Below are 21,180 nucleotides of genomic sequence, written 5' to 3' on the forward strand. Positions count from 1 at the left end.
CCTCGGACCCGCGCTGATCTGCCTTAGTCGTCGAGCCGTCAGGCGATCTCGATCGTTTTCTTCTCATCGTAGACAGAGCCGTCATCATCGTACCAGGTGAAGACAAACTCACCGGCCTCGGGCACAGTCGCTTCGAACTGGAAGTACGGGTTGGTCGAAATCGCCGGCTCCATCGTAACATCAACCACCATTTCTCCGTTAAACTCGCAGGTGAAACGGTTGATGATCGAACGCGGGATGACGTTGCCTTCTTTGTCCTTGCGCTGGCCGCTTTCCATCTTGTGGCTGATCAATGTCTTGATCGTAACGGTTTCTCCAGCAGCGGCTGTCTTTGGAACCTTGACGCGGGGTTTTACACCGGATGCCATTGGTTAGTCTCCTGTTCTTCAGGGCGCGTGGCGATCAGCCGCCGCAGCCGCCGATTGTCACTTTTACGGTCGCGGACGCTTTGGAAAAGCTGCCATCTGCCATCTTCGCCACGGCAATGACATCCTGCGTTCCGGCAAGACGAATACGGGTTGATGCGGCTTGTTCAGCAGCCAATGGACCGAAATTGAAAGTTGCAACGCCCGGTTCGGGGTTACCTGCAGCCACGATAAGAATTGCAGCTGCGCCCGGAGCACTGACTTCGATTGGTACGGTATTGCCGTTTTCTGCGATTTCCGGTGCAGTCAATGTAACACCGCCGTCAGCCACATCTGCGCCGCCTGTAAATGCCGCGATGGCATCTTCAGCAGCTGCATTTGCGCGTAGCGGCATAATTGTCAGGAACGCGGCGCCCAGCCCAAGGGCCAGTGTCTCGCGGCGAGAGAGTTCCATTTTCAATCTCCTTTGAAACTTCGAGAATTCACGCATCAATGCGCGACTATTCCTCTTTCAGGGTCGCAAGAAACGCGACCACGTCCTCGATTTCCTGCGCTGTCAGGATCGACGACAAAGGCGCGGTTGGAGCTTTTCCGGTATAGGCGTCACCCGGGCGGATATAGCCGTCATCCTTGTAGAAAGCTGGCATCACCGTGCCTTCAAATGTCATCTTTGCGTTTGCGACCAACCCTCGAAGCTCTGCTTCGGTCCAACGATCACCGGCACCATCCAGCATCGGGCCGACTTCGCCGTGGAACGGGATGTCTGCTAAAACCGTGACCGCGTGGCACGCGACGCAGTTGCCTTTTGACTTGTCACCAACGATGAGCGCGCCATTAGCCGCGTCGCCAGCAGCACCGGTCAACGAAGCCTCAATGGCACCATAGTCGTCATAGGTTACGTCCTGCGGATCTGTATCTGCCGCATATGCAGCAACGCCCGTCATTGCGCAGACCAATGTTAAGAGTCTCAGCTTCATGATCCCTCCCATTTGCTAACGCGCCGACGGCGCCTTGCGACCCAAAGCCTTTGTGTACCGTAGTCGACGAGTACCGCTTGTCGCAACATTAAATTCATAATAATGAATTTTTTTATTTATAACGGCAGTGCTCAATCCTGAGAAACATTGTTTCGCTCTTGAATGCGCCGCGCATGATACCGTTGGAAATCTTCACCATTATCAAGCTCATATCGTTTTTCGTCGACCCAGGTGAAAAGGTCCATGGTTGTTCCTTTTGAGAACGCTCCGGGCATAACAGCGACCGCGGCATCGATGGCTGTAGCGTCCTCTGGCACCTCTTCAGGAAGAAAAACAAGCGTCGGGGTAAACAGAATCCCCCATTTTCGCATCAGCGCTCTTTGCTCGTTTTCTTCCCCGTCAAAGTCGGTAGCGGTGGTGCTGCCATGCAGATCCAGTTGGACGACAAAGAAATTCTCTTCGATGAACGCTGCAAGGTCAGGCTGGGGGAACACCTCTTCATACATTTTTTTGCAGTAGATGCAGCCTTGTTGCTCAATAAATAAAACTAACCGCTTGTCCTCGCTTGAGGCCTCTTCAAGATCCTCGCGGAGGTCTTTGAACGTGTCGCGCATCCACGGTGTTTTATGCAAACCGCCGTCGCCCAGCTCAGCGGCGGAAACTGTCCCGCCGATCAGACACGCGATCAATACTGACAAAACTCGTTTCATGTCTTCCTCCCGGATTATCCAATGGCTGCGAGCCAAGGCATATGGTCGAGCATCCATTGTGCGATGTAGTTGATGGAATTGGTTGCGATGAGGATGCCGAAGAGCACCAGAAAGCCACCCATGGCCTTTTCGATGAGGGGCAAGTGCTTTCTGAACTGCGCCATCCATTGCATGAAAGGGCGGACCAGAAAGGCCGCCAGAACAAACGGTGCGGTCATTCCAACCCCGTAGACGAATAGAAGCACCGCTCCACGCCAAGCCGTTTCGGTTCCGGCCGCTGTAAACAGGATCGCAGCGAGCACTGGCCCAACACAGGGTGTCCAGCCGAAAGCAAATGCCAATCCAAGAAGATATGCCCCAACAAGGCTTACGCTTGATGTTTCACCGACGTCCGCACGGAATTGGCGATACAGGAACCCGATGCGAATGAACCCCAGGAAATGCAGCCCCATCGCAATGATGATCGCCGCTGCAATCCAGCGCAGGATGTCGAAATACTCTCGGACCAGCTGCCCGAATATCGAAGCTGTCGCCCCCAGTGCCATGAAGATCGTTATGATCCCAGCTGCAAATGCTATTGCAGAAAGCGTTGCCCTGCGACGAACGCCGGCGGAAAGTGTTGACCCCGCAGATATCTGATCAATCCCAACGCCGGCCAGATAGCTAAGATAAAACGGCACGATAGGTAGGATGCACGGCGACAGGAAAGACAACAGTCCTGCGACCAAAGCTCCTGCAAATGTAATGTCGAGCATGGTCAAACCTGTCCTGGCACGCTATCATTCACATATTCAAAATAGTAAAGATATGCTACTGCGGTCAATCGGAGCTTAAGATGCGCCACCTACTTCTGCTTTTGCTTGCAATCACGATGCTTGTTTCTCCGGTGATAACACGGGCAGAAATGACGCTTCTGATGGCCGAAGAAGATGGGTGTATGTGGTGCGCACGTTGGGACACTGAAGTCTCGGAGATATATCCCAAGACACCCGAAGGACATGCCGCGCCACTTCAACGCATCGATATCCACGCAGCTATGCCTAAAGGCATCGCTTTGGAGCGGCCTCTCTACTACACGCCAACCTTTGTTCTGCTGGACAATGGTCAAGAGGTTGGACGGATCGAAGGCTATCCCGGCGAAGATTTTTTCTGGGGGTTGCTGGGCGTTTTGCTGCGTGACGCTGGGGTGCCGATTGAGACCTCTGGATAAAATGTGGCGGATTAAATAAACTGTTTCGAATGCGTGAAGCTATGAAAGCGAGGCGATCTTGTTGGACAAATCTTCGAAACTGCCTGTGTTCTCCAAGGACATGTGCGCCGAAGACCTGGACAGAATGATGGAAAATGCTCAGACGGCGTCAAATTTCCTCAAGGCAATCAGCCATGAAGGGCGCTTGATGATCTTGTGCTACCTGTCTTCGGGTGAAAAATCTGTCACGCAGATGGAAGAAATGCTCTCGGCACGCCAGGCCGCCGTGTCTCAGCAACTATCTCGCCTACGCTTCGAGGGCTTGGTCAAAACGCGACGCGAGGGGAAAACGATCTACTACAGATTGGCGGATGATCGATCGACACAGATTCTGGAAGTCGTCTACGATCTATTCTGCAGAGAAAAGTAGAAGCCGCCAAAAATACCCGCCAGCTTTGGGAGGAGACTGGCAATGTTTGAAGCATTGGGAGACGCCAACACCGTCGCCCTGATCGGTTTGATCGGTGGCATTGTGTTGGGCTTGGCCGCACGCATTGGCCGTTTTTGCACGCTGGGTGCAATCGAAGACTACCTTTACGCAGATGATGACCGGCGGCTGCGCATGTGGGCAATTGCGATCGGCGTAGCAATTGTCGGCAGCCACTTAGCTATGGCTTTCGGGTGGCTGGACCCAGTTGGAACAAGGTATCTTGCGCAGACCTGGAACCCACTTGGGTCGATCGTAGGTGGCCTCATGTTCGGTTACGGAATGGCCATCAGCGGGAATTGCGGCTATGGCGCGCTGGCAAGGCTTGGGGGCGGCGACCTTCGATCTTTCGTCATCGTATTGATCATGGGTCTATCTGCTTACGTTGTCATGTCCGGACCCCTGGCATATTTGCGCGTTTGGGTCTTTCCCGAAGAGATGGGTCTTAGTGGCCCCCAAAGCATCAGCTTCCTTGCCGAACAACTGACCTCTATCCCAGCTTGGCTCATTGGCTCCATTATTGGCGTTGTATTGGTGATTTTCGCCTTGGCAAACCAGCGTTTCCGCCGAACTCCCGCACAGGTGTTCTGGGGATCTGTAGTTGGACTGGCGATCGTATCAGGGTGGCTCGGCACGAACTGGGTGGCGACGCACGGTTTCGACGGTGAGCCAGTTCAAACCCATACCTTCGCTGCGCCCCTTGGCGACACAATATTCTACCTAATGACGGCCTCAGGAAACACTTTGTCCTTTGCGGTCGGATCAGTCTCCGGCGTTCTCATTGGCGCATTCTTGGGGTCCTGGTCCAAGGGTCATTTCAGATGGGAAGCATGCGAGGATCCACGTGAACTCAAGCGTCAGATGCTCGGCGCGGCGATTATGGGGCCAGGCGCGATCATCGCGGTCGGTTGCAGCGTCGGGCAAGGTATATCTGCCTTCTCACTTTTGGCCTACAGCGCGCCCGTAACATTCGCTGCCATCTTCGCCGGCGCGGCGATTGGGTTGAAACAACTCGTGTCTGGGCTGTCCTTCATAACTGAGCGTTGAGGTTACAGTTCTAACCAGAATTCACGTGTGGAAGACGGTTTCGACGGTTTCTATTTTTCGGAAGCCGATCGCCGTTGAAGGCAAATTGTCCGTCAACCATGCTCGTTAGCAGTTCGCAAAGTAAGATGACCATCGCGGTCCATGCCGCCGGTGTCTAAGCGACAGACCCGCACCTTCCGGTTTACGCCTCAAAACCTTCCCGTTTGTTTTGCTTATCGCTGCGGTGTGGTTCACCATAGGAGAAATTCGCTGCGTTTGAGAGTTGGCGATGAATCCGAATGATCGGATCGTGAAATCTTTCACACGTAGAGCAAGGCTAACCACCAGGACGAATATGAGCTCGCGTCGATCTTGCTTGAGGTGATCCGTTTGACAGGCCCGACAATCCATTGATTATGTGCGCATGACCAAAGCTCAAAGACCGCCAAAGCCAAAACCCATTCCCTACACCCCGGAGCCGAACCGCTATGAGCGGATGGTGTATCGGCGATGTGGGCGGTCGGGTGTGAAGCTTCCTGTTGTCAGCCTAGGCCTGTGGCACAATTTTGGCGCGGACTCGACGCACGAAAACAAGCGCGCCATGTGTCGAACCGCGTTTGATCATGGGATCACTCACTTTGATCTGGCGAACAACTACGGTCCACCACCCGGTTCAGCCGAAGAGGCATTTGGCGAGATCCTCAAAACGGATTTCGCGGGTTACAGGGATGAACTGATCATTTCCTCCAAAGCAGGCTACGACATGTGGCCGGGTCCCTATGGGGAATGGGGGTCACGCAAGTACATGATTGCGTCCTGTGACCAATCACTCGCGCGCATGGGGCTTGATTATGTCGACATCTTTTACTCCCACCGCTTTGACCCCGATACCCCGCTCGAAGAAACAATGGGCGCGTTGGATCATATCGTACGATCGGGCCGCGCGCTCTACGCAGGTATCTCGAGCTACAACTCCCAACGCACGCGCGAGGCGGGGAAAATTCTCAACGACCTTGGGACACCTTGTCTGATTCACCAGCCTTCTTACAATCTGCTCAATCGGTGGGTGGAGCGGGATGGTTTGCTCGATACTCTGGATGATCTTGGAGTAGGATCGATTGCATTCACGCCGCTGGCACAAGGCATTCTGACTTCCAAATATCTGACCGATATTCCGAGTGGCAGCCGTGCCACGCAAGGGAAGTCATTGCTTGATGGCATGATCAACGCGCGGTCGCTGGCAAGTGTCCGGGCGTTAAATGATATGGCCCAGGCACGTGGGCAGACTCTGGCGCAAATGGCGCTGGCCTGGGTACTCAGAGGTGGACGGGTGACGACCGCTCTGATTGGTGCGTCCCGGCCGGAACAGATCATAGATTGCGCAGGCGTCGTTGATAATCTCGACTTCAGTGCTGACGAGCTCAAAAAGATCGATGAAATCAGTTCGGAAGAAGATATCAATTTGTGGGCGCGGTCGTCAGAAACAGAATGACCATAATTTGAACGTACGCAAAACCCTGGTTCTTTGAGGCTTACGATCTTTGGCGGATTGAACGTTTTTAGTTCGGCCTACCTGCTAACATGAGCCATCGGCCCAATATGTTCATTGGCCAAAGAACCACTCTTCTGCAATTTGACCCTCCCAAACCACCAATCGCTGAAGCAGCATGAATTGATGGAGAGTGAAGTCAAAACGTTTGTACAGAAATCACTACTCGGATCAAAAAGAGGGCCGTTATCGCTAGTCTGTTGACAGACAAGCAGCATGCTAAAAAATATTGATCTAGTCATGTTGCATGAACATTTGAAAATGAAGCCTCTTTGGAATGGGATTTCAGGTCTAACTAAAACGCTAGGGCTACGCTTCTTTTTTTTAGTAGTAGTTCTAAGCGTAACTTCATGCATTCGACCTCCAGAACTCGTAGGCGTCGAAAATCCCCAATATCCTGCGTCAGATGTAGTTGAGGCCAAACGCCAGACAGTCTTTATTGCCACAACGCGACAGGCGTCCGGAGCAGAGGGTGTTTTTTATTCGGGCGACCGCAGCGATACACTTGGACTAGCTTCGGTGGTAGTCACCATTCCGCCAATTCACAAAGTTGGAAAAATAGAAAGAACCAACGCTCTCCCCCCCAACCCTTCGAAGCATTTCACTATCATCGACCCAAAGGTTTATGCATCGGAAAACGCTTTTGTTTCGGGCATTGACAAACAACTTCTTGCACTTGGTGCTTCGGAGCGAAACGTCCTATTTTTTGTTCACGGCTACAATACGACCCTAAGTGACGCCATTCTTAGATTGGCACAATTTGTTGAGGATACCGAGTACGATGGGGTTCCGGTGTTAATGTCTTGGGCTTCTGCGGCAGAAACCCTTAAATATGTTTACGATATCAACAGTGCGCTTGCTGCTAGATCGGACTTCTTGAAAGCTGGTGAAATAGTTACGCGATCAAAAGCTCAGCAATTCGATATTCTTGCATTCTCAATGGGAGCGTTTCTTACAATGGAAGCAATCTCGCAAGCGGAGTTGGCCGGAGAATTCAATCCTCGAAAAAGAGTGCGAAACATTATTTTAGCGGCGCCGGATATAGACTTGGCCGTTTTTGAAAACCAGCTTTCCAAAATAAAACACGACAATCAAAAGATCTTTGTCCTCGTGTCGTCAGACGATAAGATTCTAAACTTCTCAAAATTCGTTTCTGGTGGAGTAGATCGCGTTGGCGCAACAGATGCAGCGGAACTCGCGAAGTCCGGAGTAACCGTTATCGATCTAAGCCAAGTAAGAGATTCTAAGAGCACCAGCCACTCAAAATTCGCTGCTTCGCCAGAAGTCGTTCGAATATCTGGTGAAGCAATCCGGACAAGCAGACGTTCCAGTAGACGATCGACTGTAGAACTTCAGGATCTAATCGGTGACGCTTCCGTGGAAATCGTGGGCACAAGGTAGTCTGATCGTTTTCCCCGAAATAATAAGTCTTCCTCGACTAGAAATGAAAACGGCGCCTTTGTCCTCAATGCTGTCATTGGCGCCAAGCGCAGCGAATGCCTGTTTTCCACCCGCACTCGACGTTGGGGTGCAGCTAGGTGAGAAATTTTAAGCGAAGTCTGGGGTTTTCCTTTTGCAAGACTGCGTTGGTGTTGGTTATAGCTACTCCCAAAACTAACAACGCTGGCCATAGTACGCTCGCGAACGATTATGCGCGTCCCTACAAGATTTTTAGGTGCGCGCATAACGCTGCATTCCAATCATTGATTTTATTCAGAAAATCTAGGTGTCGTCGCCCATAATTTTGCATAGCAATCGCGCATAAGTTTGCACGATTTGCCCATAAGTTTGCACGGTTCACCATACGCGCTCAATTGTCGATTGTCTTGGCGTAATTCGATCAACTTGAACGCATCAAAACTCAATTAAAAGTGCGTTCTGACTGATAAAGTTCAACACAAAACCGAACAACACAGCTCAATTGCGAGGTCGCGGCAGATCCCTTTCAACGTAGCGCGGCTCGGTCGGCCTTGAATGTCCACTCACCGTGGCTCAATCAAAAAACGGTTCAAAGTTGCATAGACATTTCGTGCCAAGTCATTCCTCCATGATCAGAGGTTGATGGGCGAAGATACTTGTACCCAAATCTCTGATAAAGCGGGACGTGATGCTCTTTGCACATAAGGTAGATCGCAGATTTGCCCATTTTTCTCATGCGGCCGACGAATTCAGTCATCAATGCCCGCGATAGGCCTTTTCCTTGATGCTCCGGATCCACGACGACAGACATAATAACGACATTTGGCGCGTCGGGGTCATGCCCTATAAGCTCTTTGAATTCCTCATCAGACATTTCGACGTCGTATGCACATCCGCAATTCGCAAAGCCGACGATCTCGCCTTCGACCTCAAGAACAATGAAACCATCGGGATAGACCTCGATTCTCTTTGCTATCTTTTCGAGGGTAGCCGCTTCGCCGCCTTCATAGGCATCAGTCTCGATCTCAAAGCATCGAATTGCATCAGAGGGTTGGGCGTTTCGAATTCGGCTCATGCATTTACACTATGAACGATGGGTCAAGTTGTATAGCCGCCGACGGTTTTGTTCGCACCATTGCTCAATCTGCGCTCGGCGCAGACACTCTCTGCACCTACCCCTAGCGGCGGCTTTGCGGGCAATGTTGCCCTAGGCACGAACACATGCTTTTCATTCCACAACAACGCAGCACACCCTTGACCGTAATCAGTTGCACATTTAGTCAAGTTTGATCTGCCCGCTGGGACGACCCGGCCAAGCAAGGGCGTTTTTTTTCAGGACGACCTGGCAAATTAGAGGTCGAACATGACAACTAAAACCAAACAAGCCAGGAAACTGATCGAGGGTAGACCTGCCCTAATCGTAATCGACATTCAAAAGAGCACGTTTATTGATGACAGCGAAGTACGCTCCATCGACAACATGCCGGGTTACAAACAGCGCATGATCGCTGCGCGTGACTTGGTTGACGCCGCGCATGAGAACAAAGTGCCCGTCATCTTCGTACAGGAAGTCCATCGTCCCGATCAGCTCGATTTCGGCAGGGAACTGGATGGTGACGAAGACATACACTGTCTCGAAGGTGATCCAAGAACGGAAGTTGCAAAAGATGAGATGGGATATCGCAAAGGTGACTACATCGTCCCGAAGCGACGGTATTCCGCCTTTTTTGGAACCGATTTCGAAATCCTGCTGCGCGGTTTAAAAGTAGACACACTTTTATTGTGCGGCGGTTTGACCGATGTTTGTGTGCACTACACATTCGTCGATGGCCACCAATCAGACTACTTCTGCCGCGTTGTAGAGGACTGCGTTGGAGGGTCATCTGTCCAAGCCCATGAAGCTGCTCTCAAAGCTATGGAGTATCTACAAACCGGCGCTGTTCAGAGCCGAGAAGCAGTGATCAACGCGATCACCTCGCTCTAAATTGCAATCGAACTGTTAGTAGCAGTTGGGGCGCACAATTATTTAGGGTGCAGAAACGGGTGGAGATTTTTGTTGCTTGATCGCCTTAGACTTGCCCACTTGAAGCAGAAGATACCGACACTTTCAGTGCAAGCCTTTGAGTTTGCGACGATGGCCCTTCAAAACCTCGCTTGCATCGCAATCCAGCCGTCGGCGCGCATAGTGCGAACATGACTAGAGGCATTGAACCTAACGCTCAAACAGACGCTGATGCCCTAACTTCTGCCCAGCAGATTTCTAAACTGACTTCAGAGGCAGATCAGCTATCGCTCCAATCTGTCACAGCCAACAGATTAAAGCGCTAGCTGATCTGCGCAAGAGAACGCCGAAAAAGCCGTAGGCTCATTAGTAACAAAGCAATTCCTAACAACGTCATCCAAACGAATTCCGGCCAGACAGTCTCAATACCAGCGCCTTTGAAAACAATAGCCTGACTTGCTGACATGTAGTGGCGTGACGGCAAAACCAAAGTACCTGCCTGCAACCACGCTGGCTGACCTTCAATTGGGGTCTCTCCACCTGACAGCATTAGCATTGGCAGCACAATCAACATGACCAGAAGCGCGAACTGCGCCATAGAGCGTGCAATGGTTGCCAGAAACACCCCAAGCGCCGTCGCAGTAAAAAGAAACAACGCCGTGCCAACCAAAAACAACATCTTGGATCCAGCGATACTGATGCCCAAAGAACCCTGCATCACAAAGATTAGTGAAAGACCAGCGGCGACCAAAACCACCGCTGCATTCGCCCAAATTTTAGCAATAGCAATGTCAAATGGAGCAAGCGGCATGGCAAGGAGATGTTCAATGGTCCCGTGCTCTCGCTCTCTAATCATTGCCGCTCCGGTCAATATAGTTGTGAGCCACATGATCTGGCCGATCAAAGCAACGATACCAGCAAAACGTACGGTGTCTCTGTTTGGGTTGAAGGCGCTTCTTAGAATGACACTGATTGAGGGAGCATCTACTAGATCGATACCAATTGCATAGCGATGTATTTCAGCGCTCAAGATACTGGTGATGTAGTTTGCACCAATACCGGCCTGTTCCATAGCGGTTGCGTCAATAAGAACTTGAATCTCCGGACTGCGCCCTGCGCGCAGATCCTTTTCGAATCCGGGGGGCACAGCGACAACGAAAATAAAGCGCCCAGCATCCATGTACGCAGGTCCTTTTCCGGGTTCGATTTGGACGACCGGTTGGAACTCTGGTGGGAAAAACGCTGTGGCAAGTGCTCGAGAAAGTGGCGAGTCGTCTTCATCCGCAAACGCTATCGAGGCGTTGTTTACAGAACTTGCCACTCCCGTTGCTTCCATGATCGGGGCCAGCGTGAAAGACCAAACCAACAATGCCATCATCACCCAATCACGGCGCAGGCTCATCACTTCCTTCAAGCCTAGCCAGAATATGCAGTAGAAGCGCTGCATTCACTTCTCCTGCGCCCGAAGGCATAGGGCTGCGATCAGTGTCAGAACGGGTCCGAAGCAGGCGAGGGCCAGAATGTCTGGCGCAAGGGCTTCCCAACCCAAACCTTTAGTGAAGGCACCTACGTTCAGGTGTAGGAAATATGAGGAAGGCCAAAGAGAGCCCACCACTTGTGCGCCTCCTTCGAGCGTTGAAACAGGTTGCAACAGACCTGAGAACTGGATTGTTGGGACAACTGAAGCGATGGCAGTTGCAAATGTTGCGGCCACCTGACTGGATGTCATTGTAGCGATCAACAGCCCGTAGGATGTCGTAGCCCAAACGTAAAGAAGGGCACCAACAGCCAAGGGGAAAGGATTTCCTTTTAACGGCACCCCGAAAAGAAGAACGGTCATTCCGGCCAAAAGCAGAAAGTTTGCGTAGGCGATCAAAATGTACGGAATTTGTTTGCCGACTAGAAATTCAAGCCGCGTGGTTGGTGTCACGTAGAAATTGACAACTGACCCCAGCTCTCGTTCCCTTGCTACGCTTACGGCAGTCAAAACAGCTGGCAGCATAATCAGTAGGATAGCAGGCATTGCCGGAGCCATTGCGGCGATGCTTTCAAAGCTTTGATTGTAGCGAAACCGGGGTTCGATCCTGGCGATATCTATCTGGCTTTTGCCGTTGTTAACGGCATATTCCGCGAGAAATGATTGGTGCAGTCCGGAAACATAGCCTTCAACCGTCTCACCCTTAAATGGGATAGCACCGTCTACAGTCGCAAGTATCTGGGTCGGTTCACCCGTACTCATCTTTCGGTCAAAGTCAGGTGGCAACTCAACAACCAGAGAGACCTCACCTGCCACTAGACGGTCGCGCCCTTCGCTGGCGCTTTGCAGCGGCGATGTAGCTTTAAAGTAGGACGATCCGGCGAATTCAGCCGAATAAGCACGACTCTCCGGCCCCTGAGAAAGGTCAAGTACAGCGAATTCAAGCTCATCGATATCCAGCGTAATTCCAAAGCAAAAAACTAACATTAGAATAGCAGAACCCAGAAACGCGAAAGCCAGACGCACCGGGTCGCGAGCTACTTCAACGGTTTCGCGCCGCGCATATGCCAATACACGAGAAAACGCTCCTCCCCCGGCGTGGGATTTGGTCCTAAAGCCCACCTCTGGCGCGACAACAGAGACTGGTTTTTCTGCTGCTTCCAATATCGAAATGAAGGCGTCTTCTAGGTTTTCCGCCCCTTCAACAGCGATCAGGTCAGCCGGAGTACCTTCGGCTAGAACTCTACCAGCATGCATAAACGAAACGCGATCACAGCGTTCCGCCTCACCCATGAAATGAGTGGAAACAAAGATCGTTACCGACTCATTTCGCGACAGCTCAATCAACAAGTCCCAGAAGGAATCGCGTGCCTCTGGATCCACACCGGATGTTGGTTCGTCGAGTATTAGCACTCTCGGACGGTGGATCACAGCTACGGCTAGCGACAGTCGCTGTTTGATCCCCAGGGGCAGTGCCGTCGCCAACGTATGAAGGTGCTCCTCGAGCCCAAAGCGCTCAGTGAGTTCCGAAACACGTTGTTCTCGGTCGGCAATTGCAAATATCCGCGCATGCAATTGTAGGTTCTGATGGACCGACAACTCGCCATACAAGGAAAAGGCCTGGCTCATGTAGCCTATTTCACGCCTCATTTTTCGGTCATATGCATCGACAGGGTTGCCAAACAGCAGTGCTTCACCTGAGCTGGAAGGTAACAAGCCAGTCAGCATCTTCATTGTCGTGGATTTGCCGCAACCGTTTGATCCTAGAAACCCGAATATCTCTCCGCGATTGATTGTGAAGTCGACGTTGTCTACGGCCGTGAAATCACCAAAGCGTCGTGTCAGTCCACGCGCAACTATCACTGGGTTTGCTTCGATCTGCCCCTTCGTTTTGTTTTTTCCCGCCGGTTCGACAGGCAACTCCCGTGCTCTCAGACGCCGATATGCAATTTCGAGGTCGACATCACTCCCTTTCAATTCGGCGGGCTTCCCATGAAAGATGACTTGACCCGCGTCCATCGCGACAATCCGGTCAAAACCGTCGGCTTCTTCCATGTACGCCGTTGAAACCAATACCGACAGTTCGGGGCTTTTTGCTCGGATTGCATCAATCAAAGCCCAGAACTGCCGACGCGACAACGGGTCGACCCCGGTCGTTGGCTCATCCAAAACCAAAAGTTTGGGGTTATGGATTAACGCACAGCAAAGACCTAGTTTTTGCTTCATCCCACCCGAGAGCTTGCCCATCAGACGGTCTTCAAACTGCGCAAGCCCTGTCGCAGCCAATAGCGCTGCGATACGGTCATCCCGCTCTGAATGCCCTTGAGCAAAGAGACCTGAGAAGAACTCAAGGTTCTCGCGTACAGACAGCTCCGTATACAGGTTTCGACCCAGCCCTTGCGGCATGAACGCGATGGCTGGGCAAATGCTGTGTCGATGACCAGAATCGCCAATCGGGCCGCCTAAAACGTCGATATTGCCGGATTGCAGTTTCTTTGCGCCGGTGATCAAACCAAGCAGTGTAGACTTTCCCACCCCATCCGGCCCGATAAAGCCAACAAGCTGGCCGCCTGGCAGTTCTAACGAAACAGAATCCAATGCGACATGCTTGCGATAACGGTGCGTAACACCTGAAATGTGAATATCGCAGGCCTCATCCTCTACTCTCATTCGAACAGCTCTTCTGGGATGCGTTGTTCAAGCGCCTCAGGCCAAGCAGCGGCTGGGTTCAGCCGGATCACCGCGAAACCGCGCAGACCGGTTTTGACGTGCTCAATCCGACTTTCAACCAAGTCTATTGGGATACGGACGCGAACGCGAAAAACCAGTTGCTCTCGCTCATCCAGGGTCTCGACCTGTTTGGGGGTGAATTGTGCCTCGGGAGAAACAAAGCTCACGTATGCAGGTATCGCATATTCCGGCAAAGCGTCGAGCACGATGCGAGCCTCAGCTCCAATGGGCAAAAGTCCGGCTTCACGCGCAGGAAGAAAAACTTCCATGTAAACATTCTCAAGGCCAAGAATAGTCAGGATTGGTTCGCCTGCGCCAACGACCTCTCCGGGTTCTGCAAGCCGGTAAAGCACGCGGCCGGGCAAAGGTGCCACTAAAGCGCTGTCTTCAATCTGTGCTTCTATCCTGCGCACTTCCGCCTCAGCGGCAGCAATACGGCTTTCTGCGGTTGCAACTCGGGCTTTGGCGGCGCCCAATACTGCTGTAGCAACCTTATGAGTGGTATCGCGATCTTCAAAAATAGTTTTGGAGATATTTTGACCTGCCAGCAACGCCGTGGCACGATCAAGCTCTTGCTCGGCCCTGCGCTGTTCGCTTTCGCGTTGCACAACGAGCGCTTCTGCTTCGGCCTTTGTTTGATTTGCCAAGGCTACTTCGGCTCTAGCCCGATCCAGGGCGGCAGATAGCTCATCTATGTCCATTTCGGCCAGGATTTGACCGGTTGCAACCATACTGCCTTCTGTTGCCGTTACCTTCGCAACCCGACCTGCATTAGTTGGTGCTATTTCGACTTGTTCCGCTTCAACCCGCCCGTTTCCTTGCACAAATCCGACCGGCAATTCATCGCCATCCTCGGCAACAACGACATATAGCAACGCACCAGCAATTACTAAACCAGCCAAAAAAAGAAAAACCGATAGGTTTTTGGTCATAGCGTTTCACCTGAAACAGGGTTTCTGGCGCAGAGTTTAGTGTCTCAAAAGACTCAAAGCCTTGTTTTGGATCAAAACCGATCCGGGCACCTCAGTTCCAAGCAATTGTTTGGATGAACACTGGTTTGGGTGTTGCAGGCTCTTTCGCGATAGGTCGGAAGAAGTAGACTTGAAGCGTTTTTGTTATCAGTTTGGTATTGAAACGGGTTGTTCCAACCTGCAATTGCGGTCGCCGCCAACCTGCTACGCAATACAGCGAAAGGAAGAATTATGACCAAAACACTGAGAGCTTGTTTGTCTTTGTGGTTGGTTGCAATCGCTCCTGCGTATGCGCAAGAACCTCCTCGTCTTGTTTTGCAGCTGACCGTTGACGCGTTTCGGGGCGATCTGCCCACACGCTACTTTGAAAATCTTGGGGAGGGTGGCCTTAAGTATTTACTTGAAAACGGTGTACACTATGTGGACGCCCATCATTGCCATGCCAATACAGAGACTGTTGTCGGGCACGCCACATTGGCCACCGGGGCAACACCGGCAGTGCATGGGATGATCGGAAACATATGGTTCGACAGAACCTTGGACCGCGTTGTCTACAACGTTGAAGACAGCACCGCTCCACTTCTTGGAGATGGCGCTGGCGTCAATGACGATATTGAAATTGACCCGACTCAGGCGGCAGCTGGCACAGATGGGCGGTCACCAAGCGCTATGCTTGTTACGACGCTTTCGGACGAATTAAGCGCCTCCACTGCTGGTGCTGCCAAGGTCTTTGGAGTTTCAATCAAAGATCGTGGGGCTATTACAATGGCGGGACAAAGCGGCAAAGCCTTCTGGTTCTCAAAAGCCGCAAATCGTTTTGTCACAAGCTCCTATTACTACGACAAATACCCGGATTGGGTTTCCGCATGGAATGACGCATCGCCGAGCGCCTCCTTTGAAGGAACCTCTTGGGAGTTGATGCACCCAAAGGAAACCTATCTCTTTGGCGACCGCGACAACCAACCATGGGAGACGGATGTCGCCGGGTTCGGCACAACCTTTCCTCATCGCTATTCTTCGACGCAAAATGGGTTTGATCCGCTGGAAAATCCCTACTTTACGACCTTTTTAACGCTTAGCCCCGCTGGCGACGATCTGACGGCGCAATTTGCCAAACGATTGATTGCTGCCGAGGATATCGGGCAAGACGCGGTAACGGATTATCTGGCGATTAGCTTCTCGTCCGTGGATTACGTCAACCATGTGTTTGGCCCCTCCAGTCTTGAAGCCGAGGACACGATATACCGCCTCGATCAGACTCTCATGAATCTCTTCGCGTTTATCGACGAACGGATTGGGCTGGAAAACGTTTTGATCGTTCTATCGGCGGACCACGGCACCACCGATGCGCCGGGCTATTTGGAGAGTGTTGGCATCCAAACTGGCCTTGTTGCTCCGGACACATGGGACCCGACGGAACAGATAGCCAGGCTTAAGGAGCGGTTTGGGATCACCGGGAAACTGCTTGAGGGTTATAATCACCCCTATCTCAATATCGCCCCCGAAGTATTGGCTCGCCGTGATATTGATTTACCCACGCTGGAGTCAGCTATTGCAGAAGAGCTTCTATCCTTTCCCGATGTGGCGTTCGCCGTCCCCAGTACGGCTATCGAAGCAAACCTCCTGTCCGATACCGACATCATGCGCCTGATCCGCAACAACTATAATCCGACCCGATCCGGGAACATATACGTAGTCTTCAAACCCGGCTGGTTCATCGCAGACTTCGATGGTCTGTCCGTCACATCCACCCACGGGTCACCGTGGCGCGGTGACACACATGTGCCGATTTTCTTTGCTGGAGCGAACTTAAAACCGCAACGGGTTGCACGCCGGGTTTGTACGACTGCTATCGCATCCACATTGTCTGCATTATTAAGTACGGCACGTCCTAATGGTGCGAGCGGTGAAGTCCTACAAGAAGTCTTGGATTAGACCGCTGTGAAGCGCGAGCCCTGATACTGAAGCACGCTATGCCTGGCCGCGACGGCATCGTCCACAAGGCGTGCATTGATCGGAATTCACTAAACCGCCACCTCACTTCCAGGTATTACAGTGCAAAAATTAGTCTCCGGGCTAATATACGATGTGGAAGAAGGCATTTTGGGTATGCGAACGACCCGTGTTCTACTGTGCCTGAAGGCCACGACCCAGCCATGTGGAAAAAACACAACGGTTGCAGCTGAATTCTTTTTGAGATCAGCGCAAACTAATGTTGGACATGGAGCTGGGAAATCTGATTGCCCTTCATCCAATCTCTCAGCTGTGTCGAGCAAACACACTCGTCGTCCCATCCAGACCAACGAGCAAGGTTTCATAGGGCTCTCGTTCGTCTGAAAAATCCATCCCCGGTGAACCCATCGGCATGCCTGGAACTGTCAGGCCGAGGCCTTCAGGATGTTCGGACAAAAGTCGATAGATGTCTTCTGCCGGGACATGACCTTCCACAAAATAGTCCCCAATAATTGCAGTGTGGCAACTGGAAAGCTCATCTGAGATTTTCATTTGTTCTTTAAGCGACCACAGCTGCTCCTGTTCAACGTCTAGCGTATCGGCGCGAAATCCTGCGGAAATCAGGTGATCTACCCAAGCGGCACAACAGCCGCAAGTTGGCGTCTTGTAGACCTTGATGAGTGGGGCTTCTTGTCCGACGGAAGGAGTAGCCAACACAGCTGCTGTACCCGCTAGTAAAAATTCGCGTCGTTTCATTGGTCTCTTCTCCGCTTCCTCATGGGACTACAAAGATATTGTGCCAAGGCCAAACTTTTCAATGTTACCGGACTGGGCATCAAACGGGCAGTTTCGATACAAGATCTGAATCACAATCCAAATAACATTGGTCGCCCAACGTTTTGTGAGCTGCGTCGCGTATGGCTCAAGTTCACTCGAGCGCTCGGCAATGGACCTCGCGATCCACGTCGTGGTGAGGTCCATAGCAACCTTCTAAGCCGTGGCCATGCCAATCGCCTTGGTGGTGCCTGCCCGTGCACCCTGACAATGCAATTACTATGACCAAGAACGCCGCTCTTCGCGGGTGCTTGATCCAACAGTTCTGTTCCATGTCCAAACCAACTTAGTAGCAATCCGGCTACCTATGCTTTGACGCAGGTCAACACCCCATTACGGCAGGCTCCAAACAGCGGCAGTTAGTCTAGCGTAAACAGCTCCTGTCTGTCAGCAACACCGCGCAATCTGTATTGTCCCAGGGAAACAAGGCTTGGAATGGAGCCCACCAAGTCGCCCGCCACCTTGTCGGAAACAACAATGTTCTGATCGAGCGCGCTGCACATGCCTAAGATGCGGGAGGTGGTATTGACTGCTGGGCCGACTACTGTGAAATCCAAGCGAGACCTACCGCCAATATTGCCGTAAAGAACATCGCCTGCGTGCAACGAAAGAGTGAAGCCGGTCGTTGGCAAACCATCCGCTTGCCGTCGTTGGTTGAGTTCCTCAAAAGTATCTCGCAACTCCGATGCCGCGTGAATTGCGACGCGGCGAGCGTCCGGAACTTGATTGATATCGAAGATGGCAAGCATTCCATCTCCCATGAATTTCAGAACGTTACCGCCATTGCGTTCGACTACGTCAACAGCTTCCGCGAAGTAGTCGTTTAGCAATTCTATGATTGAGCCCCCCGGAAGCGCCTCTGACAATTTGGTAAATCCTTGCAGGTCAAAATACCAAATCACCGCTGAAATAGTTTCCGATGAACCTCGGGTGATGTCCCCGGAAAGAACACGCCTACTGGCGTCTTTGCCCAGATACGCGGCTGTAATGTCTTCAGCCATCAATCGGTTCGCCCCACATTTCAGCGTCAGGCAAAGTGGGGATATCAGTTGACGCAAACCATCAAGTTGCTCGCTCGTGAAGCCCCCGCTCGCATCGGTTGTCAACGAGATTATGGCACCTTCCTCGGCCTGCATTGGATCGACTGGCGTAGTATTGTCCTGAATAAGGAAGAACCGTTTAACAGCGAAGTAGTCAGTTGCACCGCGCTCGCGAAGTTCGTCGAAGATCGGAAAGTTGAGCGCGGGTTCTTCGACTGTCAGATCTTGTCTGATCTCTTCAACGTTGTTTGCCAAAAGATAGTAAATCGGGCTTAGTACGTATTCCTCAGGCGCATCCGTTCTTCGGACAAAGTTCTCTCGCTCGTTGCCACCATCCCTGTGCCAGCGAAAAGCGACCGTTCCAATCTCGGGATGATGAGCGCGAACAGTGATGTTTGCTCTTTGAAGTGGAATTCCTGCTGAAACAAGACGGTTGCAGAATGCTTCAAGCCAGAGTTCCACTGGCGCATTCTCCAAGCCCTGTTGAACCAGCCAATCGGCTATGTCCTTAACGGCGGCGGTCAGTTCCCAGTTTTGGACTAATGGGGCTGCCATGATGACCTCACAACGGGTTGTCTCAACAGTTAGCTCCCAGTCTATTTCACTTCAAGGACACCTCAACTTCAATTTCCAGCGGTTCTCACTGCCCAAAGCGGACAAAGCTGCCGTCTTCATTCATCTCACGCTTTTTTAATTGAAGGCAAACACAGAAAGAGCAATTTTCAAGGCCCCCATGATTCCGAAAGATCGCTTGGATACAGCGGGGGTCGAAACGTCAACCTTATCCTATTGCCTCAGTTGATCTATATCCGGAACACAGGATCTTCGGTTTTCGGGTAACTCTGTCGCTCCGTCCGCGCGTTTCTGGAAAACGTTGTGGTGAAGAAGCTTGATTTTCGGATGCGTCAGCGTCCCAACGATCTCGAACGGCCACGCGCTCCGCGACAAGGGCCTGCCAAGTTTTCGGGCCTCGGCCTGAATTGAAATCGTGTTTTTTATCCAATCCAGATCGCCGCGAGCAACTAGCTGTACCTTTTTGGTTTCCGCTACAAACGAGCTGAATGAAACGTCGCCAGCATCGATTTTAATGGGAGCGGCGAGGCACGTGATCTTGCTGTAACCTTTTCTCAGCTCTTCAGAAATTAGCCAAGGAAAAATGCCAAGTCCGGACAGTTCGAGAAGACTGGTTGATATTCCACCATTTGTCATCAAGATAGATGCAGAGCCTCTCATCGAGTTAAAAAAGGTCTCAACCGAGCGCCTGTTTCCGATAAACTCAAAATTCCCATGAAGCTGGCCTACTGCCGAGTATTTGGTATTAAACTCGTTGAACAAGGTTGCCAGATTCCAATCCTTTATTGTGCCTTGAAGTGAAAGCAACTGCGGGCTCTTCACCATATTCATTTTTGCCGTAGCGGAGAAATGACCTCCATCATAGGCGACATCGACAGGCCCAAGCTGGGCAAGGCCGTTCTTTGCCTTGAGATGGCTGGACAGGCTGGTTATTCCCTGTTCGCCCTCGATTTTTTTGATATCAATGGACACATCGACATCCTGATCGAGCAGAAAATCTTCTACCTCGACAAGATCACTGACTTTGCCTTTCGACACCTTGTGCTTTGCGCCACTGGTTCCGGGTTGGCGAAAGCTTGTTGCAATGCGTGAGACAAAAGCAAAAGCGTTTCTAACGTCTTGAAGTTCAATACTCTGACTGGAAACCTTGCCTTGCGTCAGTGGACGCGCGCCAGACGTGGATGTCTCAAGTTTGGCACTCAGTTGCGACTTTCCGGATGTTAGCGCAAGTACGCTTGAGAAGTTGTCTTGTTTTCCGTTTGCGGACAGGCTGACCTTTAATTGCCCGGCTTTGATTGTTGTCTGCCCGATGGCCGCTAGGAAACGGGCGCTGTCTTCGACATCCAGATTGAAATCGAAGGACAGGTTTTCAAATTCGTTTACATTCCCGAGCTTGGCCTGGGTTTTCAGCGCCCATATTTCGGTATCAATGGTCTGTGCATCGAATTTGTTGAGGCTTAGGAACCCCTTTAGATCGTCCACCGAAAAACTGCCTTCGACGATGCCAAGCGATTTTGCGCTTAGGCCTTGGAAAAACAGCGATGACGGTATCGACATCGTACCGCTAAAGTCGACCTCTTTCAGGCGCAACAGGTCTTTTATGTTACCTTTGGCCGAAAAGTAGGGTCGATCCTGGGGTCCAGCCTGCAAGCTAATATTTTCCAGCATCAGATTACCATTGTCAGCGCGAAACAGACGGCCAACGCGAACCGGACCTATCTGTTTTAATTCATTGTCAAACGCATTGGTCGTCAGAGTCAGATCCTGAAACTCCAGCGCGTTTTCAGTGCCAACAACGTGGGTTGAAAGATCGGTGAGCTTTAAGTCCTTTAGATCCGTGGCCGTTTCAGGTGGATCACCCTGCGGATATTTGTTTGG

General features: G+C 51.7%; 19 protein-coding genes. 7 read left to right on the forward strand and 12 right to left on the reverse strand.

All coding sequences use genetic code 11. From position 1 onward, the window contains the following. Nucleotides 1-38: 38 nt before the first annotated feature. The 5 genes from soxZ to ACR0JF_RS12540 form a co-directional block, all read right to left on the reverse strand. Complete coding sequence (gene soxZ / locus ACR0JF_RS12520; protein ID WP_170380046.1) at nucleotides 39-368, reverse strand: thiosulfate oxidation carrier complex protein SoxZ; 330 nt, start codon at nucleotides 366-368, stop codon at nucleotides 39-41. Nucleotides 369-402: 34 nt separating this feature from the next. Next, nucleotides 403-819, reverse strand: a complete 417-nt coding sequence (gene soxY / locus ACR0JF_RS12525) for a thiosulfate oxidation carrier protein SoxY (protein WP_170380045.1) — start codon at nucleotides 817-819, stop codon at nucleotides 403-405. Nucleotides 820-865: 46 nt separating this feature from the next. Continuing rightward, a complete protein-coding gene (gene soxX / locus ACR0JF_RS12530; RefSeq protein ID WP_170660798.1) occupies nucleotides 866-1,342 on the reverse strand; it encodes a sulfur oxidation c-type cytochrome SoxX in 477 nt (158 codons plus the stop codon). Between the two features lie 131 nt (nucleotides 1,343-1,473). Continuing rightward, on the reverse strand, nucleotides 1,474-2,052 hold the full coding sequence (locus ACR0JF_RS12535) for a SoxW family protein (protein WP_170660799.1): 579 nt from the start codon (nucleotides 2,050-2,052) through the stop codon (nucleotides 1,474-1,476). A 14-nt stretch (nucleotides 2,053-2,066) separates the two neighbouring features. Beyond that, the gene (locus ACR0JF_RS12540) at nucleotides 2,067-2,807 is read right to left on the reverse strand and encodes a cytochrome c biogenesis protein CcdA (RefSeq protein WP_170660800.1); all 741 of its coding nucleotides are present in this window, start codon (nucleotides 2,805-2,807) and stop codon (nucleotides 2,067-2,069) included. An 80-nt stretch (nucleotides 2,808-2,887) separates the two neighbouring features. Between ACR0JF_RS12540 and ACR0JF_RS12545 the strand changes: the two genes are divergently transcribed. The 5 genes from ACR0JF_RS12545 (at nucleotide 2,888) to ACR0JF_RS12565 (ending at nucleotide 7,704) form a co-directional block, all read left to right on the forward strand. Then, complete coding sequence (locus tag ACR0JF_RS12545; protein ID WP_170471056.1) at nucleotides 2,888-3,262, forward strand: thioredoxin domain-containing protein; 375 nt, start codon at nucleotides 2,888-2,890, stop codon at nucleotides 3,260-3,262. Nucleotides 3,263-3,362: 100 nt separating this feature from the next. Further along, entirely contained in the window at nucleotides 3,363-3,671 is a 309-nt protein-coding gene (locus tag ACR0JF_RS12550) for an ArsR/SmtB family transcription factor (RefSeq protein ID WP_170380040.1), read from the forward strand. A 42-nt stretch (nucleotides 3,672-3,713) separates the two neighbouring features. Next, nucleotides 3,714-4,775: a YeeE/YedE family protein gene (locus tag ACR0JF_RS12555; protein WP_170660801.1), complete on the forward strand. Its 1,062-nt coding sequence runs from the start codon at nucleotides 3,714-3,716 to the stop codon at nucleotides 4,773-4,775. A gap of 439 nt (nucleotides 4,776-5,214) precedes the next feature. Further along, complete coding sequence (mgrA, locus tag ACR0JF_RS12560) at nucleotides 5,215-6,246, forward strand: L-glyceraldehyde 3-phosphate reductase (RefSeq protein WP_480669507.1); 1,032 nt, start codon at nucleotides 5,215-5,217, stop codon at nucleotides 6,244-6,246. A gap of 273 nt (nucleotides 6,247-6,519) precedes the next feature. Next, nucleotides 6,520-7,704, forward strand: a complete 1,185-nt coding sequence (locus ACR0JF_RS12565) for an alpha/beta hydrolase (protein WP_170660803.1) — start codon at nucleotides 6,520-6,522, stop codon at nucleotides 7,702-7,704. 607 nt (nucleotides 7,705-8,311) lie between these two features. Here the strand turns inward: ACR0JF_RS12565 and ACR0JF_RS12570 are convergent. Next, nucleotides 8,312-8,797 carry a GNAT family N-acetyltransferase gene (locus ACR0JF_RS12570; protein WP_170660804.1) on the reverse strand — a complete coding sequence of 162 codons (486 nt, stop codon included), beginning with the start codon at nucleotides 8,795-8,797 and terminating at the stop codon, nucleotides 8,312-8,314. 288 nt (nucleotides 8,798-9,085) lie between these two features. On the opposite strand from ACR0JF_RS12570, the gene ACR0JF_RS12575 reads away from it, so the two are divergent. Beyond that, entirely contained in the window at nucleotides 9,086-9,706 is a 621-nt protein-coding gene (locus tag ACR0JF_RS12575) for a cysteine hydrolase family protein (protein WP_170660805.1), read from the forward strand. 340 nt (nucleotides 9,707-10,046) lie between these two features. Here the strand turns inward: ACR0JF_RS12575 and ACR0JF_RS12580 are convergent, their stop codons facing one another. From ACR0JF_RS12580 to ACR0JF_RS12590, 3 genes are read right to left on the reverse strand one after another with little or no spacing between them, the layout of a single operon-like run. Beyond that, nucleotides 10,047-11,171 (reverse strand): ABC transporter permease, encoded by a 1,125-nt coding sequence (locus ACR0JF_RS12580; RefSeq protein WP_170660806.1) that lies wholly within the window; start codon nucleotides 11,169-11,171, stop codon nucleotides 10,047-10,049. Next, nucleotides 11,172-13,871: a ribosome-associated ATPase/putative transporter RbbA gene (rbbA, locus tag ACR0JF_RS12585; protein WP_170660807.1), complete on the reverse strand. Its 2,700-nt coding sequence runs from the start codon at nucleotides 13,869-13,871 to the stop codon at nucleotides 11,172-11,174. Then, nucleotides 13,868-14,863: an HlyD family secretion protein gene (locus ACR0JF_RS12590; RefSeq protein WP_170660808.1), complete on the reverse strand. Its 996-nt coding sequence runs from the start codon at nucleotides 14,861-14,863 to the stop codon at nucleotides 13,868-13,870. The genes rbbA and ACR0JF_RS12590 overlap by 4 nt, the downstream gene beginning before the upstream one ends. Nucleotides 14,864-15,133: 270 nt before the next feature. Between ACR0JF_RS12590 and ACR0JF_RS12595 the strand changes: the two genes are divergently transcribed. Further along, nucleotides 15,134-16,837 (forward strand): alkaline phosphatase family protein, encoded by a 1,704-nt coding sequence (locus ACR0JF_RS12595; RefSeq protein WP_170660809.1) that lies wholly within the window; start codon nucleotides 15,134-15,136, stop codon nucleotides 16,835-16,837. Between the two features lie 324 nt (nucleotides 16,838-17,161). Here ACR0JF_RS12595 and ACR0JF_RS12600 read toward each other — a convergent pair whose 3' ends face one another. The 3 genes from ACR0JF_RS12600 to ACR0JF_RS12610 all read right to left on the reverse strand — a co-directional run bounded on the left by ACR0JF_RS12600 (nucleotide 17,162) and on the right by ACR0JF_RS12610 (nucleotide 20,970). Beyond that, complete coding sequence (locus tag ACR0JF_RS12600) at nucleotides 17,162-17,611, reverse strand: DUF411 domain-containing protein (protein WP_170660810.1); 450 nt, start codon at nucleotides 17,609-17,611, stop codon at nucleotides 17,162-17,164. Between the two features lie 437 nt (nucleotides 17,612-18,048). After that, the gene (locus ACR0JF_RS12605) at nucleotides 18,049-19,284 is read right to left on the reverse strand and encodes an adenylate/guanylate cyclase domain-containing protein (RefSeq protein WP_170660811.1); all 1,236 of its coding nucleotides are present in this window, start codon (nucleotides 19,282-19,284) and stop codon (nucleotides 18,049-18,051) included. A gap of 231 nt (nucleotides 19,285-19,515) precedes the next feature. Beyond that, nucleotides 19,516-20,970: an AsmA family protein gene (locus tag ACR0JF_RS12610; RefSeq protein ID WP_170660812.1), complete on the reverse strand. Its 1,455-nt coding sequence runs from the start codon at nucleotides 20,968-20,970 to the stop codon at nucleotides 19,516-19,518. Between the last annotated feature and the right edge of the window lie 210 nt (nucleotides 20,971-21,180).

Source organism: Ruegeria sp. BG11 (genome assembly GCF_056538565.1).